The sequence below is a fragment of the Nonomuraea sp. NPDC050680 genome (genome assembly GCF_040654555.1).
Taxonomy (GTDB): domain Bacteria; phylum Actinomycetota; class Actinomycetes; order Streptosporangiales; family Streptosporangiaceae; genus Nonomuraea.
Genome location: NZ_JBFAIF010000007.1, coordinates 14620 through 31117, shown reverse-complemented (window position 1 = coordinate 31117; position 16498 = coordinate 14620). Strand labels below are relative to the sequence as shown.

Genomic DNA, 16498 nt, shown 5'->3' with positions numbered 1-16498 from the left:
TACTTCTGGAGCGAGCGGTGATACGACAGCAGCTCTTATGAAATGGGCGTGTCGCCGCTTATAACGAGGAAAATCCCGGCAACCCGCCCGCGCGGCGGCCAAGGCACAACGGATCTTTTAAAATCCAGCTCTTGTCGCCCGGCCGAAGATCTCGACTAGTTCGTTGGCGCAGTGGTCCGGGTCGAGGCCATCCACGATGCGATCGGCCATCGCGTCGATCGACGCACGCAGGGCCGTGCCCATCAGCACGCCGTCGAACGCCCTGAAAACCCCCGTACGCTGCCCATCCGTGAACAGCGCCACCAGCCTGGCGATCGCGGCGTCCCGCTCGTGATCACCCGCGAACGCCTGGTTGTGCGCGATCTGCTGCACTGCGCGCACGTGTTCAGGATGGGCGGCGATGAAGGCGATGTTGGCCCGGATGAATGCCTCCAACTGCGCATCGGCTCCGGAGGCGGCCTGCAGCGTCGGACGCATGAAGGCGGCCGCGTCGGTGATGACCTGACTCACGACGGCCTCGAAAAGCTGCTCCTTGTTGGAGAAGTGGTAGGAGATCAGCCTCTTGCTGCTGAGCCCGGCGTGCTCGCAGATGGCCTCGAACGTGGTCTCCGCGTAGCCGCGCTCGGCGAGCACGGCGATGGTGGCGGAGGCGATCTGGGCTCTGCGGGCCTCGGTGGCCTCACGACGAGTTCCGGAGGTCTGCATATCACCCCAGCTTGCCACGCTTCGGGTACGCCTCACGTACGGCACGGCGGTTGACGATGACCGCGACGGCGGCGACCAGGACGCCGACCACCCCTTGCTCCGCCTTCATCCAGCCGGGATAGCCGCTGTCCGGCGCGAGGAGGATGAGCACGATTCCGATGGGCGCGGCGAAGCTGATGAAGCGGATGCGCAGGTAGGCCGATCGCTTGCCGCGTGCGGCCTGCCCGGCCAGGGCCACGAGCCAGACGGAGGCGGCGGCCACGGCGGCCCCGCGCAGCCACACCACCCAGTTGCCACCGATGACGGCGGCCACGCCCAGCGTCGCGATCGAGATGACGAGCACGGCGACGAAGAGCATCCGGACCAGATTCCACGGTTTCTTATCCATGCGTATAAATTTATACGGACGGATAACAAACCGCAAGGGTCGTCGGATCGAGTCGCCGCCAAGTCCCGTGGCGCTGACCACAGAACGGAACATGTGTCCAAGACGCCCTGGCCCTGCGCTCGGGCCGACGCAGCCGGAGCCGTCGATCCGGAAGCCGCCTTCTCCGGGGGACAGATGGTGGCCGGTCAAGGGCGTGAGGCGGACCTGGGCGCAGAACCGGAACCAAAGGCGCTTGCGGCCCATCCGATCTCGGCGACCAGTCGTTCGACGCGTGCGCGCCCAAGCGTGTCGCCCAGCTCATCCGCTTCGACCACGCGGCCCACCGCCGGCCATGGCGCCGCCTTGGTAGCGGCAGAGAGCGGCTACGCGGTCGGCGTCATTCCGGTGAAGGTCATGACTTCTCTATGAAGGTGGGACTGGTCGCGGTCGCGGTCTCGCCGTTCCTCGCGATCGACGATCTCGTCGTGCTCTCCTACGTGGGCGAACCCGGCTGAGCGGGTGAGAAACCACACCGAGTTGCCGACGCGCCCAGCCCGGGTCACAACGGCGGTGGACGTCCTGGCGGGAAGGCTGAACGGCACCGTCCTGTCGGTGCCGCTGCCCCCTGTTTGGTACACCCTCTGAAGCACTTGTACGGCGTCCACGAACGTTCGCCGCGTATCCGTTCCACCCTCCCCCGAGGGGCCCTTCCAAGGACCACAGCCGAACCACCCGCTCCCGTTCCCGGCGACAGACCGCCTTCCTCTTCCCTCAGCATGGGCGAAGCGCCTAAATAAGACAGCCCGCGCGAAGCGAGGACGTACAGGGGTCGGGACCAGGCCCGACTGGAAGAAAACGCCTGAAGCCCGAAAGCGCGAAGCGCCAAAAGAGGCGAAGCCAATCGGGAAAAAAGAAAACAGCCCGGAGCGAAGCGAAGGCCAATTAGCCCGACGCTGGGGGTCCGGGGGTTATCCCCCGGGGTAAACAACGAGGAGGCCACGGGGAAGCGAAGCCCCCCGAAGGGGGGCGAGCCGACCAATACAACCCCGCCGACGAGTGGAGCTATGGGGATTCGAACCCCAGACCCCCTCCATGCCATGGAGGTGCGCTACCAGCTGCGCTATAGCCCCTGGTCACCGCGACGAGCTGGCTCGTTACGGCGCTCCGAGAGCTTACAGCCATCGCTACGATTCGCCTAATCGCGCCGTCCCTGGGCCGCACTGGCCACCAGTACGGCCAGCCCGTCCAGCTGGCGCCGCAGCCCGAACTCGAAGAGCGTGTCCAGGTCGAGGTCGAGTCCCGGCTGCACGATGACCCGGGCCATGGTCGGGAAGCCGCCGGAGGAGAGCACCTCGGCCAGCTGTCCCTCCCTGACCGCCGCCATCCCTTCATCGTCGGCCTCCGGGGGCGCCGCGACCCCTCGTACGAACCCCGCCAGGGACACGCTGGCGTGCAGCATGGCGTTGGGAGTGAGGCCGAGGCCGTCGATGGCGCGCAGGATCCATTCGGTGTGCGCCATTGCGTTGCGGACGAACTCGGGCCTGGTGAGCGGGATGGCCTGGGACAGCCAGGGATGGCGGCGGTGGAGGCGCCACTGAAGCCGCAGCGACACCTCAAGCTGGGCGCGCCAACCGGGCGGCGGCTGTGCGGGCAGCGGAATCTCGCCGTAGGCGGCGTCCGCCATCAGGTGTACGAGCTCGTCCTTGCTTCGTACGTGCCGATGAAGCGACAGGAGCGAGGCACCGAGCTCGGTGGCGAGCCGGTCCATGGAGACGGCGGCGAGCCCTTCACCGTCGGCGATCTTGATGGCCACGCCGAGGACGCGCTGCTTGGTCAGGTCCGCAGGGGCGGACTCCAACCCCCCACCGCCGTCGGCTGAACCCTCCGCATCGGGCACAACATCAACGTGGGAGACCACCACGGTGCCGATCCCGGGCACCGGACGTACCAGCCCTTCGTCCCGAAGCGCTCCGATCACCTTGCTGGCCGTGGCCATCGCCACTCCCCAGTCACGCATGATCTGCCGGGTGGAAGGGATCCTGTCCCCCACCGCCAGCTCCCCTGCGGCGATCCGCCGCCGCAGCTCGCCGACGATCCGGAGGTAAGGCACCTCACCTCGGTCCACCGCGAAGTCTCCTCATCGCCCTAGCGCACTAAGACGAAATAACACCACATCCCCTCCGCCACTCGCACTAGAGCTACAAATCCGCTATTGCCGGAAGAATCCGCTCACGCAGCAGCCCCAGGCTCGCACAGCAGGCCCAGGGCCAGGCGGGGCTAGGCGTCCGGACGGTCGTCGCTGTTGACCGGCTCAGGCAGCGTGCCCGCGTTGTGTTCGAGCAGCCGCCACCCCTTACGCCCCTCCTGCAACACCGACCAGGAGCAGTTGCCGAGCCCGCCCAGCGCCGGCCAGAGCTCCTCGGGCAGCCCCAGCAACTCACAGATGCCCAGCCGCAGCGCCGCCCCGTGCGAGGCCACGACCAGCAGGCCGTCGTCGTCGAGCCGGTCCGCCCAGCGGCGCATGGCGACGGCCACCCGGCCGGCCACGTCGGCGACCGGCTCGCCGTCGGGGGCCTCCCAGTCCACGTACTCCCTCGGCCAGCGGGCGGCGATCTCGTCGCGGGTCAGGCCCTCCCACTGACCTCCGCCGCGTTCGCGGAGGTCCTTGTCGACCGACACCTCGAGACCGACGATCCGGCCCAGTGCCAGCGCGGTGTCGTTGGCCCGCTGGAGGTCGGAGGAGACGATGACGGTGGGCCGCAGCGAGGCCAGTAGGGAGGCGGCCCTGGCCGCCTGGGCGACACCGGTCTCGTCGAGCGGGATGTCGGAATGACCTTGGAAGCGGTGCTCCACGTTCCACAGCGTCTGGCCATGCCTGAGGCAGACGATCCTCTTGCTCAAGTGCGAGCCCGCTGGATGTTGGCCTGCGCCACGCTCTCCGGGAGCGGGATGGCCGGGCAGTCCTTCCAGAGGCGCTCCAGCGCGTAGAAGGTGCGGTCCTCCTCGTGCTGCACGTGTACGACGATGTCGAGGTAGTCGAGGAGCACCCAACGGCCCTCGCGCTCACCCTCGCGGCGTACCGGCTTGGCGTCGGCCTCGATGCGCAGCCTGTCTTCGATCTCGTCGACGATGGCGCGGACCTGGCGGTCGTTCGTGGCGGAGCAGAGCAGGAACGCGTCGGTGATGACGAGTTGCTCGCTCACGTCGTAGGCGAGAATGTCATCGGCCAGCTTGTCGGCCGCGGCCTCGGCGGCGATCTGGACGAGCTGGACGGCTCTTTCGGATGCGGTCACGATGCGGGTCGGTCCTCCTGTGTCGGCAACATGCCCCTATGTTGAGGGTACCCGTTACCGCTCCAGAGCCCCACGTACGGCACGAGCACCTTCAGCCCTCTGCGTGGTAAAGGCCGCGTTTGTTGATGTACTGCACGATTCCATCCGGCACCAGATACCAGATCGGCTCACCCTTCTCCACCCGCTGCCTGCACTCCGACGAGGAAATGGCCAGCGCGGGGATCTCCAGCAACGTCACCTTCCCCGGCGGCAGGCCCGGATCGTGCAGCGTGTGGCCGGGCCGCGTACAGCCCACGAAATGGGCCAGTTCGAACAGCTCCTCGGCGTCCTGCCAGCTGAGGATCGCGCCGAGGGCGTCGGCTCCGGTGATGAAGTAGAGCTGTGCCTCAGGTCCGTAGATCGCGGAGATCTCACGCAACGTGTCGATGGTGAAGGTCGGCCCGGGCCGGTCGACGTCCACCCGGCTCACGGAGAAGCGGGGGTTCGACGCGGTCGCGATCACGGTCATCAGGTAGCGGTCCTCGGGCGCGGACACCTCGCGCTCCGACTTCTGGTACGGCCGGCCTGTGGGCACGAAGACGACCTCGTCGAGATTGAAGTGGTGAGCCACTTCGCTGGCGGCGACCAGGTGACCGTGGTGAATCGGGTCGAACGTCCCACCCATCACTCCCACGCGTCGCTTTCCCTGGACACTCGGCGCGTTCATCATGAAAGGACCCTACGCGGCGGCTATCGACACGAACATGGCACCCCCCGATGTCCAAAGCGGTCACCAACCCCGCCACGAACCCCGGTGATGAACGCGCGCCGTCCCGGCTGCCGACGTAGCATGCCGGGCATGACGACCACCCCGGACCGCAACCGCGTCCAATTGCCCGGCATCTCGTCTCGTGCCTACGAACACCCCGCAGACCGGTCCGCGCTGGTCGCTCTGCGTAAGTTGAGTGGGTTCGACACAGTTCTCAAGCAGATGTCCGGCCTCATCAGCGAGCGCCGCCTGCGCCTGATGTACCTGGCGTCGGCCGTGCGGGTGAGCGAGACCCAGTTCCGCTCCCTCTACGACATGGGCCGCGACGCCGCCTATGTCCTCGACCTGCACCGGATCCCTGAGATCTACGTCCAGCAGGACCCGCAGGTCCAGGCCAAGGCCATCGGTTTCGACGACCCGTTCATCGTGGTGACCACCGGCCTGCTCAACCTCATGAACGAGGAGGAGCAGCGCTTCGTCATCGGTCACGAGACCTCGCACATCCTGTCGGGCCACGCCGTCTACCGGACAATGCTCGACATCCTCACCCGCCTGGCCACCCGTGTGGCCTGGATCCCGCTCGGCTACATCGGCCTGCGCGCGATCGTCGCGGGCCTGGAGGAGTGGTACCGCAAGTCGGAGCTCTCCTCCGACCGCGGCGGCCTGCTCACCGGCCAGGACCCGGACGCGGCCAAGCGCGCGCTGATGAAGCTCGCCGGCGGCGCCTACACCCACGAGATGAACATCGAGGCGTTCCTGGAGCAGTACCAGGAATACGACACCGCGGGCGACCTGCGCGACGGCTTCCTCAAGGTGCTCAACCTGCTCGGCACCACCCACCCGTTCGCCGTGGTGCGCGTGGCCGAACTGGACAAGTGGCACCGCGGCGGCGAGTACGATCGCATCCTCGGCGGCGACTACCCGCGCAGGGAAGACGACGCCAGCGCCCGGGTCACCGACGAGATCAAGGCCGCGGCCGAGTCCTACCGCGCGTCGTGGTCCCAGTCGCAGGATCCGTTCATCGGCGTGCTGCGCGACGTGGCAGAGGGCGCGGTCAACGCGGGCGAGCGCATCTTCAACCGTTTCTCGCGCCGCGACGGCGGCCAAGGCTAGCCCGCAGCCGGTCAAGCAGCCGGTCAAGCCGGGTCACAGAAGCAGCGCGATAGCGCGCACCGCAGCCGCGCACAGGGCGACGAACCCGCCCAGCACGGCCAGTGCGCGCAGCCCTTCCCTGCGTAGGTCCGGCAGATGGGCGCCGACCCGCTCGATCTCGCGTCCGGTGATGCCGCCGCACAGCATCCCGAACACGACACCCGCGGCGGTGACCGGCGCGGGCTGCTGCCACCAGTCGGCATCGATCTGGCCACCGCCGATCAGCCAGAGCGCACCACCCGCCGCCACCGCGACGGGCACGCCCGGCCACACCACGGCGGTCGCGGTCGCACCGGTGAACGCGAACGGGAAGAGCACCACGCGCAGGGTCACCCTGACCCGGCGCGAGACCCGCTTCCTGACCATCCAGTGGCTCATCCAGAGCGTCCTGGTCAGCAGCACGAACGCGGCCGTGATCCCGATCGTGGCGATCGGCCAGATCACCGACGCCACCACACAGGGCACGGCCAGCACCGCGAGCAGCAACAGCGCGGCGTTGCCCGCGGGCAACGTGGTGGAGCCCGACTCCGACCTGAGTCCGGTGTTGCGCGTGCCCGGCGTCCGGGGCTTCCCGGTCACGGCCTTCGTGCGGCTCCGTACAGGCGTGGCCTTGATGCCCTCGCCCGTACGGAGCCGTGGCCCCGTGCCCTTTCCATCCGCGCTCGTGCGGCTCCGGGGTGCGGGCACCTTCCCGTCCGTACTCGTACGGCCTCGCGGCATCGGGAGCTTCCCGTCCGCGTTCGTCCGCGTCCGCGGCGCGGGCACCTTCCCGTCGTCCACCGTCCGGCCGCGCGGCTTGGCCTCCTCACCGGTCCGGCTACGCGGCTTGGCCTCCTCCGCCGTGCGGCTGCGGGTTTTCGCCTCCTCTGCCGTACGACTGCGCGGCTTGGCCTCCTCAACGGCTCGGCCACGTACCGCGACGCCCTCCTCAGCCATGGAGACGGCACGGGCGGGATCGGGCTCGGCGGGGCTGGTCGCCTTGGCCAGCCGGGACAGGCGGTCGGCGAGCAGCGCGGCCGTCGGGCGCTTGCCCGGCTCCCGGTTCAGCGCGGCCCGCACCAGCGACAGCAACGCCACCGGTACGCCCTTGAGGTCGGCCTGCCCGTTGAGCACCGCGTACATCTGCGCCTCGGCCGTCCCCCGCCCGAACGTCGGCCGCCCGGTCGCCGCGAACGCCACCGTCGCCGCCCACGCGTGGATGTCGGCGGGCGAGTCGACGTGCTCGTCGGCGAAGATCTCGGGCGCGGTGTAGCCGGGCGTGCCGAGGAAGGTACCGGTCAGGGTGAGCCGGGTGGCGTCCACCACCTGCGCGATGCCGAAGTCGATGAGGACCGGGCCCTCGGCGCCCATGATGATGTTCGCGGGCTTGAGGTCGCGGTGCACCACGCCGGCCGCGTGGATGATCGCGAGCGCGGTGGCGATGCCCTGTGCCAGCTCCACCAGCTGCGTCATGTTGAGCGGGCCGCTGTGGCGCACCCGGTCGAGCAGTGTGGCGCCCTCGATGTTCTCCATGACGAGGTAGGGCCGCTCGCACGAGAGGTCGGCGTCCACCACCTTGGCCACGTACGGGCTCTCGACCCGGCGCAGCGCCCGGACCTCGCGTTCGAGCCTGACCCGCATGGAGGTGTCTTCGGCCAGGTCGTGCAGGACCTTGAGGGCGACACGCTCACCGCGACGGGAGCTGGCGAGATAGACCTCGCCCATGCCGCCCCGACCGAGCCTCTCGAGCAGGGTGTACGGCCCGACCTTGCCGAGCTTGGTCACCGTCCCTCCCCGCCCGGCGCGCCCATAAGGGTCAACACCCTAGCGTTGGGAGGCGTGATAGCGCGTGCGGCGCGCCGAAGCTTTATCGGTGGGGTTGCTCGGACAGCATGCTGTCGAGCTCCGTCGTAGGCTCCGCCGACAGGTCCTTCCTGCCCTTCCTGCGCCAGTGGATGTGGCCCCGGCTCTCCATCCAGAGCAGCACCCGATCCGCACCGAACAGCACCACGGCCGCGAAGGCCAAGGCGATGACGATCTCCATGTGGTCCAGTCAACCGAGCTCCTCCGCTGACCGGTCACGCCGACACGCCGCCGCTGCCCAACCCCGTCAGGCGCCTGACCTTGGGATGACCGTGCCGGCTGAGGTACGCAGATGCCCCTCGCCGGTATAGACCCATTTGGTGGACGTCAGCTCGGGCAGCCCCATCGGGCCGCGCGCGTGCAGCTTCTGGGTGGAGATACCGATCTCCGCGCCGAAGCCGAACTCGCCGCCGTCGGTGAACCGGGTGGAGGCGTTGACCGCGACGGCCGCCGAGTCGACCAGCGACACGAACCTGCGCGCCGCCTGCTGCGACCGGGTGACAATGGCGTCGGTGTGACCCGAGCCGTAGCGCCTGATGTGGGCGACGGCCTCCTCCAGCGAGCCGACGACGGCCGCGGCGATGTCGAGCGAGAGGTATTCGGTGAGGAAGTCGTCTTCGGTGGCCGGCTCCACCTCGCCGTAGGCGGCGATCCGGTCGTCGCCGTGCACGGTCACGCCCGCGTCCTTGAGAGCCTGGAGCGCCCGGGGCACGAACGCGTCGGCGACCCCGGCGTGGACCAGGAACGTCTCGGCCGCGTTGCACACCGACGGCCGCTGCGCCTTGGCGTTGACCAGGATGTCGACGGCCAGGTCCAGATCGGCGTCGGCGTCGATGTAGACGTGGCAATTGCCGACACCCGTCTCGATCACCGGGACCGTGGACTCCTCGACAATCGAGTTGATCAGCGACGCGCCCCCTCGCGGGATCAGCACGTCAACCAGGCCGCGGGCCCGCATCAGCTCCTTGACGGAGTCGCGGGTCAGGCCAGGCACGAGCTGCACCGCACCGGAGGGCACCTCGGTGCTCTCCAGCGCGTCCTGCATCACCCGCACCAGCACGGTGTTGGAAGCGTAGGCGCTGGAGGAGCCCCTGAGCAGAGCCGCGTTGCCGCTCTTGAGACAGAGCGCGGCGGCGTCGACGGTGACATTGGGGCGGCCCTCGTAGATGATGCCGATCACGCCCAGCGGAACCCTGAGCTGGCGCAGCTCCAGGCCGTTGGGCAGCGTGCTGCCCCGGATCACCTCGCCGACGGGGTCGGGCAGGTCGGCCACCTGGCGTACGGCCTCGGCGATGGCCTCGATCCTGGGCCCGTCGAGACGCAGCCGGTCGATCATGGCCTCCGGCGTGCCCTGCTCCCGCGCCTGCGCGACGTCCTTGGCGTTGGCCTCGACGATCTCGGCGGTGTGGGCGACAAGGGCGTCGGCGACCGCGCGCAACGCCCGGTCCTTGGGCGCCCGCGGCAGCGGGGCCAGCTCGGCGGCGGCCTCTCGCGCCGCGCGGGCGACCTTCAGGAACTCCTCGGACATCACACGCTCCTCTGTCGGCGGCCAGCGTGCCCGCCGCCTGCGTAGTTGTGGGCTTCCAGTATCCGGCTGCCCGGTTGTGGACTTTCCGGTGACCTGCTGCCCAGTTGTGGACTTCTAGTATCCGGCTGCCTAGTTGTGGACTTCCGGTGACCTGCTGCCCGGTTGTGGGCTTCCAGTTTCCGGCTGCCTAGTTGTGGGCTTCCAGTATGACGATGTCGTCGCGGTGGATCAGCTCGCGCTCGTATTCGGGACCGAGCTCGTTGCCCAGGTCTCGCGTCGAGCGGCCGAGCAGTCCGGGGATCTCCACCGCGTCGAAGTTGACCAGCCCCCGCGCCACCACCCCGCCACGCGGCCCGCACAGGTCCACCGGGTCGCCGGCCGCGAAGTCGCCCTCCACCGAGGTGACCCCGGCGGGCAGCAGCGACTTGCGCCTGGACACGATGGCCTCCACCGCGCCGTCGTCGAGCAGCAGCCGCCCGCGTCCGGTGGTCGCGTGGGCGAGCCAGAGCAGCCGGGTGCCGGGGTGACGGCCGCCCGGGTGGAAATAGGTACCGACATCGACCCCGGCCAGCGCCTGGGCGGCGTGCGCGGCGGCGGTCAGCACGACGGGCACGCCGGCGCCGGTGGCGATCCTGGCGGCCTGCACCTTGGTGACCATGCCGCCGGTGCCGACCGCCGCGCCGTTCTTGCCGAGCTCGACGCCGACCAGGTCCTCGGGGCCGCGGATCTCGGCCAGCCGCCGGGACCCGCTGCGGCTCGGCGGTCCGTCGTAGAGAGCGTCGACGTCGGAGAGCAGGACCAGCGCGTCGCTGTGGATGAGGTGGGCGACCAGGGCCGCCAGGCGGTCGTTGTCGCCGAAGCGGATCTCGTCGGTGGCGACCGTGTCGTTCTCGTTGACGATCGGCACGATGCCGAGCTCCAGCAGCCGGTTGAGGGTGCGCTGGGCGTTGGCGTGGTGGGCGCGGCGCATCATGTCGTCGGCGGTCAGCAGCACCTGCCCGACGCGCAGGCCGTAGCGGGCGAAGGATGAGGTGTAGCGGGCGACGAGCACGCCCTGGCCGACGGACGCGGCGGCCTGCTGGGTGGCGAGGTCACGGGGGCGCGCGGTCAGCCCCAGGGGGCCGAGGCCCGCCGCGATCGCTCCGGAGGAGACCAGGACCAGCTGGGTCCCGGCGCGGCGGCGGGTGGCCAGCACGTCGACCAGGGCGTCGACCCGGTCGACGTCGATCATGCCCTGGGTGGTGGTGAGCGACGAAGAGCCGACCTTGACGACGACCTTCGACGCTGAGCTGATCTGTTCTCGGCTGACCTGTTCTCGGCTGACCTGTTCCCGCACGTTCGAAGCCTATCGGAGCCCGGTAACCCGACCTTCCAGCCGGTACTCCCGCCTCCGGCAACCGACCGAAGGCCGGGATGCCTCCGGAGACAGGCCACCCGGGACGGGAAGCCGCCCGGGGGCAGGCCGCCCGGGACGGGAAGCCGGGGACGCCCGGGGCCCAGGGCCGGGGGGCCGGGCCGGGGGGCCGCCCGGGACCGAAAGCCGGGCCCCGGGGCCCGGGGCCCCCGGGGACCGAAAGCCGGGGCCCGGGGCCCGGGGGCCGAGGCCGCCGGGGACCGAAAACCGGGGGCCGGGTGCCGCTAGCCGAACCGGTTGTCGGAGCCGCGCGGCCCCTGTCGTACGGACTCGGCGTTGAGCGTGGGCTGCCAGTCGAAGACGTAGCCACCCTCCATCGACCCGATGACGACCTCCGCGCCCGCGGTGGCACCGGCCTTGACCAGCTGATCCTCGATGCCGAGCCGCTCCAGCCGGTCGGCCAGGTAACCGACGGCCTCGTCGTTGCTGAAGTCGGTCTGCCTGATCCAGCGCTCGGGCTTCTCGCCGGTGACCTGGAAGAGGTTGTCGTTGACCCGGCGGACGCTGAACCCGGTCTCGCCGAGCTGCTTGGGCCGCAGCACCAGCCGCGTGGGCTCCTCGACGGGCTTGGCGGCCCTGGCCGCGGCCACCCATTCGCCCATCGCGAACGTCAGCTCCCGCAGCCCGTCATGGGTGGCGGCCGAGACGGTGAAGACCCGCAGCCCCCGCTCCTCGAACTCGCCCCTGACCAGATCGGCCAGCTCCCGGGCGTCCGGCACGTCGGCCTTGTTCAGCACGACCATGCGGGGCCGGCCTTCGAGCTTGCCGTAGGCCTCCAGCTCGGCCTCGATCACCTCGTAGTCGGTGATCGGGTCGCGTCCCGGCTCCATCGTGGCGCAGTCGATGACGTGGACGAGCATGTCGCACCGCTCGACGTGGCGCAGGAACTCGTGCCCGAGCCCCTTGCCCTGCGACGCCCCCGGGATCAGCCCCGGTACGTCGGCGACGGTGAAGATGGTCTCGCCCGCGGTCACCACGCCAAGATTCGGGATCAGAGTGGTGAACGGGTAGTCGGCGATCTTCGGCCGGGCCGCGGACAGGGCCGCGATCAGCGACGACTTCCCCGCGCTGGGGAAGCCGACCAGCGCCACATCGGCGACGCTCTTGAGCTCCAGCATGACGTCGAGCGCGTCCCCCGGCTCCCCGAGCAGCGCGAACCCGGGCGCCTTGCGCTTGGTGCTGGCCAGCGCCGCGTTGCCGAGCCCACCGTGACCGCCTTCGGCGATCACGTAGCGGGTGCCGACTCCCACCAGGTCGATGAGCACCTCACCGGTGGCGGCGTTCTTGACGACCGTCCCATTGGGCACCGGGATGATCACGTCCCCGCCGTTGGCCCCGTCGCGGTTGGACCCCTGGCCCTGCTTACCGTTGTCGGCGCTGCGATGCGGCCGGTGATGGTATTCGAGCAGCGTGGCGGTGTTGGGGCTCACCTCAAGGATCACCGCGCCGCCACGCCCGCCGTTCCCACCGTCGGGCCCGCCGAGCGGCTTGAACTTCTCCCGGTGCACGGACGCGCAGCCGTTGCCGCCGTCACCCGCCTTGAGGTGCAGCACCACTTGGTCCACAAAGTCAGCCATCCCGGCCCCTCCTCCTAGGCCGATCAAGGCCCATCACGTAACCCGGTCCACGGACCGGGGCCAAGAATGCGCACGTCACGGCGCTCGGCCACGTCCACCGGAGGAGCGTGCCCCTGGACGGGCCCCGGCCCCGCACGGCGGGTGGGGCCCACCGCGCTGAGCCGTACATCAAAAGCCGTTAAAACGCACTCAGGGACGGATCGAGAACCCGATCCGCCCCTGAGCAGGAAACTCTGAGAATCTACTCCGCCACCGGAACGATGCTCACCGCGCGACGACCGCGCTTGAGACCGAACTGCACGTGGCCGGCGGACAGCGCGAACAGCGTGTCGTCGCCGCCGCGGCCGACGTTGTCGCCGGGGTGGAAGTGGGTGCCACGCTGCCGGACGATGATCTCGCCCGCGTTGACCAGCTGGCCGCCGAAGCGCTTGACGCCCAGGCGCTGGGCGTTGGAGTCACGGCCGTTCCGGGTGGACGACGCGCCCTTCTTGTGTGCCATCTGTCTAACTCCCCGATCAGGCCTGGTCGATACCGGTGATCTTCACCTGGGTGTACCGCTGACGGTGACCCTGGCGCTTCTTGTAACCGGTCTTGTTCTTGTACTTCAGGATGCGGATCTTCGGTCCCTTGGTCTCACCGAGGATCTCGGCGCTCACCATGAACTTGCCCGCCTCCGTGGTCACATCGCCGTCGTTGACGACGAGGACCGTCGGCAGCGAAACCGAAGTGCCGACCTCGCCGGCGACCTTGTCCACCTCGAGGACGTCACCGACGGAGACCTTCTGCTGCCTGCCGCCGCAACGAACGATCGCGTACACCGCGGAACCCTTCTACTGACTTCTGAATGCTGCGCCCGGCATTCGGTGCTGTCTGGAACCGACGAACCGAGTAGGCGCGCGAACAGGGCGCGCCGCTGGACGCACCGATTCTCAAGAGTACCGGATTAACGGTGCCCTGGTCGAACCGGACGGATCGTCGGGGCAGTCCGCCGAGGAGCGCTCCCTTGCGGGAGCGCCTGGCTACTCGGCTGACTTGGCTCGGCGAGAGCGTCGCCGCCCTCTGCCGGAAGTCTGGCCCGCTTGGTCGTCCTCAGCCGGGACGTCTTCAAGCGCATCGGTCACGGTATCACGGCTGCCGGAGTCCTTGGCCGCGGACACCTTGTCCGAGACCGCCTTCTCGACGGCCATCTTGCCCTGGGTGCCGCGTGGCTCCGGCTTGGACTCGACCGGCTCCGTGGAGACGATCAGACCCCGCCCGTTGCAGCAGTCACACGGCGTGGAGAACGCCTCCAGCAGCCCCTGACCGACCCGCTTACGCGTCATCTGGACCAGGCCCAGCGAGGTGACCTCCGCCACCTGGTGCTTGGTCCTGTCGCGCGCCAGGCACTCCAGCAGCCGCCGCAGCACCAGGTCACGGTTGGACTCCAGCACCATGTCGATGAAGTCGATCACGATGATGCCGCCGATGTCGCGGAGCCTGAGCTGGCGGACGATCTCCTCGGCCGCCTCCAGGTTGTTGCGGGTGACGGTCTCTTCGAGGTTGCCGCCCTGCCCGGTGAACTTGCCGGTGTTGACGTCGACGACGCTCATCGCCTCGGTACGGTCGATCACCAGCGAGCCGCCGCTGGGCAGCCAGACCTTCCGGTCCATCGCCTTGCCGAGCTGCTCGTCGATCCGGTAGGACTCGAACACGTCGCCCTGCTCGGTGTCCCACCTGGACAGGCGCTCGCCGAGGTGCGGCGCGACGTACTTGACGTACTCCTCGACCGTCTCCCACGCCTCCTCGCCCTGCACGACCAGCGAGGTGAAGTCCTCGTTGAAGACGTCGCGGACCACGCGGACGGTCAGGTCCGGCTCGGCCGAGAGCAGCTCGGGCGGGCTGGCCGACTTGGCCTTCTTCTGGATGTTCTCCCACTGCGCCGACAGGCGGGCCACGTCGCGGGCCAGCTCGTCCTCAGAAGCGCCCTCCGCGGCCGTGCGCACGATCACGCCGGCGTTCTCGGGCATGACCTTCTTCAGGATGCTCTTGAGCCGCGTACGCTCCTTGTCGGGCAGCTTGCGGCTGATGCCGGTCATCGAGCCGTCGGGCACGTACACGAGGTAACGGCCCGGCAGGCTGATCTGTGACGTCAGGCGGGCGCCCTTGTGGCCGATCGGGTCCTTGGTGACCTGCACCAGCACCGACTGGCCGGACTTCAGCGCCGCCTCGATGCGCTTCGGCTGGCCTTCCAGGCCCGCGGTGTCGAAGTTGACCTCACCGGCGTACAGGACGGCGTTGCGGCCCTTGCCGATGTCGACGAAGGCGGCCTCCATCGACGGCAGCACGTTCTGCACCTTGCCGAGGTAGACGTTGCCGACGTAGGACTGGCTGGCCTCGCGGTTGACGTAGTGCTCGACGAGCACGCCGTCCTCCAGCACCGCGATCTGGGTGCGGTCGCCCTGGCGACGCACCACCATCATCCGGTCGACCGACTCGCGCCGAGCCAGGAACTCCGACTCGGTGATGATCGGCGGACGCCTGCGGCCCAGCTCGCGGCCCTCACGACGGCGCTGCTTCTTGGCCTCGAGCCTGGTGGAGCCGCGCACGCTCGTGACGCCGTCGGCGGAGATGTCATGCCCGGCGGCGCGGCCCGTGCGGGGCGCGCGGATGCGCACGACGGTGTTGGGCGGGTCGTCTCCGGCCGGCTCGGCGCCGTCGTCGGCACCCCGGCGCCTGCGGCGGCGACGCCGGCGGGAACTGGACGCCTCTTCTTCCTGAGGCTCGTCGCCCTGTTCGTCGTCGGACTCGTCGGAGTCGTCGTCGGAGTCGTCACGCTCGCGCGCCTTGCCACGGCCCCTGCCGCCACGACGGCGACGACGACGGCGGCTGCCGCCCTCCTCCTCCTCCTCCTGCTCGTCGGCGGAGTCGGCCTCCTCGTCCGTGACCGTCTCCGCGGCCTCCTCGGGCTCCGGGGCCGCCTGCTCGGGCTGCGGCTGCGGCTCGGGACGCCGGGCCGCGGCGGGCTTGGCCTGGGTCGGGTCCGGCGCCTGGAACAGCGGCGCGAAGATGGCGGCCGGGCGCTGGAAGGCGGTCCCCTGCTGGCCCTGCGCCCGCGCGGACAGGCCGAACGGGTCGGCGAGCAGGCTCGGCCGGTCGACCTCGTCGAGGTCCTCGCCGGCGGGCTCGTCGTCCAGCGGCTCGTCCTCGGGCAGGAGTTCGGTGACGTCCTCTTCGGCGTCGGCGCTGCCCAGCCGCTCGGCGGCCGCCTCGCCGACGCCCGCCGCGACCTCGGCGGAGCGTCCGGGAGCCGTCTCAACGCTCTCAGCGGCCGCCTCAGGCTCTGTCTTCTTGCGGGTGCGGCGGCGCTTGGGCGGAGCGGCCTCGACCGCCTGCTCGCCCCCCTCAGCCGCCTCCGGGGTGCTCACGGCCGCACCGCCGGCGCCGGTCACGCCTTCGGGGACACCACCGCTGGCGTCCTGCGCGCTCTCCGCGGCCTCGCCGTCGGCCTTCTTGCTGGTACGGCGGCGCGTGGTCGTGGCCGTCGACCGGGTCCTGGCGGCCCTCTTGGGCTTCTCCTCAGTGACGGTGTCGGCGGCCTGCGCCACGGCGTCATCAGTGGCCTGCGCCACGACGGCCTCGACCGGGCTCGCAGGCTCGACCGGGCTCGGGGGCTCGTCGGTAGCGGCCGCGACCGTGGTCGTGACCCTGGGCGACGGCTCCTCTGGCAGCTCGGGCGGCGGTCCCGCCGGCCGGCTCGCGGCACGGCGACGCTTTGTCACCTTGGACTGTTCAGTTGTCTCCCCGCCGGGGCCGTTGGCCCCGCCGTTGGGCTCGTTCTCGAGCATGCGGGCGCTCTCCCGTCAGCTCCCGGGCGCGTCGCCGCGCCGCGCAGG

At 69.9% G+C, this 16498-nt stretch carries 15 protein-coding genes and 1 tRNA gene; 1 reads left to right on the top strand and 15 read right to left on the bottom strand.

What is annotated here, in order from left to right; translation table 11 throughout:
- Positions 1-117: 117 nt before the first annotated feature.
- The 7 genes from AB0H88_RS24510 to nadD form a co-directional block, all read right to left on the bottom strand.
- Entirely contained in the window at positions 118-705 is a 588-nt protein-coding gene (locus tag AB0H88_RS24510) for a TetR/AcrR family transcriptional regulator (RefSeq protein WP_357648097.1), read from the bottom strand.
- Between the two features lies 1 nt (position 706).
- A complete protein-coding gene (locus AB0H88_RS24505) occupies positions 707-1093 on the bottom strand; it encodes a hypothetical protein (RefSeq protein ID WP_357648095.1) in 387 nt (128 codons plus the stop codon).
- Positions 1094-2129: 1036 nt separating this feature from the next.
- Positions 2130-2202: transfer RNA gene (locus AB0H88_RS24500), tRNA-Ala, on the bottom strand.
- A 65-nt stretch (positions 2203-2267) separates the two neighbouring features.
- Positions 2268-3197 carry a TetR/AcrR family transcriptional regulator C-terminal domain-containing protein gene (locus tag AB0H88_RS24495; protein ID WP_357648093.1) on the bottom strand — a complete coding sequence of 310 codons (930 nt, stop codon included), beginning with the start codon at positions 3195-3197 and terminating at the stop codon, positions 2268-2270.
- Between the two features lie 152 nt (positions 3198-3349).
- The gene (locus AB0H88_RS24490) at positions 3350-3973 is read right to left on the bottom strand and encodes a histidine phosphatase family protein (protein WP_357648091.1); all 624 of its coding nucleotides are present in this window, start codon (positions 3971-3973) and stop codon (positions 3350-3352) included.
- Positions 3970-4365, bottom strand: coding sequence for a ribosome silencing factor (rsfS, locus tag AB0H88_RS24485; protein WP_357648089.1), 396 nt, complete (start codon positions 4363-4365; stop codon positions 3970-3972). The genes AB0H88_RS24490 and rsfS overlap by 4 nt, the downstream gene beginning before the upstream one ends.
- A gap of 91 nt (positions 4366-4456) precedes the next feature.
- Complete coding sequence (gene nadD / locus AB0H88_RS24480; protein ID WP_357648087.1) at positions 4457-5074, bottom strand: nicotinate-nucleotide adenylyltransferase; 618 nt, start codon at positions 5072-5074, stop codon at positions 4457-4459.
- 120 nt (positions 5075-5194) lie between these two features.
- Between nadD and AB0H88_RS24475 the strand changes: the two genes are divergently transcribed.
- Positions 5195-6226, top strand: a complete 1032-nt coding sequence (locus AB0H88_RS24475; RefSeq protein WP_357648086.1) for a M48 family metallopeptidase — start codon at positions 5195-5197, stop codon at positions 6224-6226.
- A 33-nt stretch (positions 6227-6259) separates the two neighbouring features.
- On the opposite strand, the gene AB0H88_RS24470 is transcribed toward AB0H88_RS24475, so the two are convergent.
- The 8 genes from AB0H88_RS24470 to AB0H88_RS24435 all read right to left on the bottom strand — a co-directional run bounded on the left by AB0H88_RS24470 (position 6260) and on the right by AB0H88_RS24435 (position 16450).
- A complete protein-coding gene (locus AB0H88_RS24470) occupies positions 6260-8029 on the bottom strand; it encodes a serine/threonine-protein kinase (protein ID WP_357648084.1) in 1770 nt (589 codons plus the stop codon).
- An 82-nt stretch (positions 8030-8111) separates the two neighbouring features.
- Positions 8112-8288 (bottom strand): hypothetical protein, encoded by a 177-nt coding sequence (locus tag AB0H88_RS24465; RefSeq protein WP_357648082.1) that lies wholly within the window; start codon positions 8286-8288, stop codon positions 8112-8114.
- A 66-nt stretch (positions 8289-8354) separates the two neighbouring features.
- Positions 8355-9635 (bottom strand): glutamate-5-semialdehyde dehydrogenase, encoded by a 1281-nt coding sequence (locus tag AB0H88_RS24460; RefSeq protein WP_357648080.1) that lies wholly within the window; start codon positions 9633-9635, stop codon positions 8355-8357.
- Positions 9636-9822: 187 nt separating this feature from the next.
- On the bottom strand, positions 9823-10971 hold the full coding sequence (gene proB, locus AB0H88_RS24455; RefSeq protein WP_357648078.1) for a glutamate 5-kinase: 1149 nt from the start codon (positions 10969-10971) through the stop codon (positions 9823-9825).
- Positions 10972-11273: 302 nt separating this feature from the next.
- Complete coding sequence (gene obgE / locus AB0H88_RS24450) at positions 11274-12626, bottom strand: GTPase ObgE (RefSeq protein ID WP_357648076.1); 1353 nt, start codon at positions 12624-12626, stop codon at positions 11274-11276.
- Positions 12627-12867: 241 nt separating this feature from the next.
- Positions 12868-13125 carry a 50S ribosomal protein L27 gene (gene rpmA / locus AB0H88_RS24445; protein WP_219532025.1) on the bottom strand — a complete coding sequence of 86 codons (258 nt, stop codon included), beginning with the start codon at positions 13123-13125 and terminating at the stop codon, positions 12868-12870.
- Between the two features lie 16 nt (positions 13126-13141).
- Complete coding sequence (rplU, locus tag AB0H88_RS24440) at positions 13142-13444, bottom strand: 50S ribosomal protein L21 (protein WP_357648074.1); 303 nt, start codon at positions 13442-13444, stop codon at positions 13142-13144.
- Positions 13445-13645: 201 nt separating this feature from the next.
- On the bottom strand, positions 13646-16450 hold the full coding sequence (locus AB0H88_RS24435; RefSeq protein WP_357648072.1) for an Rne/Rng family ribonuclease: 2805 nt from the start codon (positions 16448-16450) through the stop codon (positions 13646-13648).
- Positions 16451-16498 lie beyond the last annotated feature (48 nt).

Excerpts from the sequence above, each read along its gene's own strand:
- AB0H88_RS24510 (WP_357648097.1), bottom strand. The coding sequence starts at position 705 with ATGCAGACCTCCGGAACTCGTCGTGAGGCCACCGAGGCCCGCAGAGCC.
- AB0H88_RS24505 (WP_357648095.1), bottom strand. The coding sequence starts at position 1,093 with ATGGATAAGAAACCGTGGAATCTGGTCCGGATGCTCTTCGTCGCCGTG.
- nadD (WP_357648087.1), bottom strand. The coding sequence starts at position 5,074 with ATGATGAACGCGCCGAGTGTCCAGGGAAAGCGACGCGTGGGAGTGATG.
- AB0H88_RS24475 (WP_357648086.1), top strand. The coding sequence starts at position 5,195 with ATGCCGGGCATGACGACCACCCCGGACCGCAACCGCGTCCAATTGCCC.
- AB0H88_RS24465 (WP_357648082.1), bottom strand. The coding sequence starts at position 8,288 with ATGGAGATCGTCATCGCCTTGGCCTTCGCGGCCGTGGTGCTGTTCGGT.
- AB0H88_RS24460 (WP_357648080.1), bottom strand. The coding sequence starts at position 9,635 with ATGTCCGAGGAGTTCCTGAAGGTCGCCCGCGCGGCGCGAGAGGCCGCC.
- obgE (WP_357648076.1), bottom strand. The coding sequence starts at position 12,626 with ATGGCTGACTTTGTGGACCAAGTGGTGCTGCACCTCAAGGCGGGTGAC.
- rpmA (WP_219532025.1), bottom strand. The coding sequence starts at position 13,125 with ATGGCACACAAGAAGGGCGCGTCGTCCACCCGGAACGGCCGTGACTCC.
- AB0H88_RS24435 (WP_357648072.1), bottom strand. The coding sequence starts at position 16,450 with ATGCTCGAGAACGAGCCCAACGGCGGGGCCAACGGCCCCGGCGGGGAG.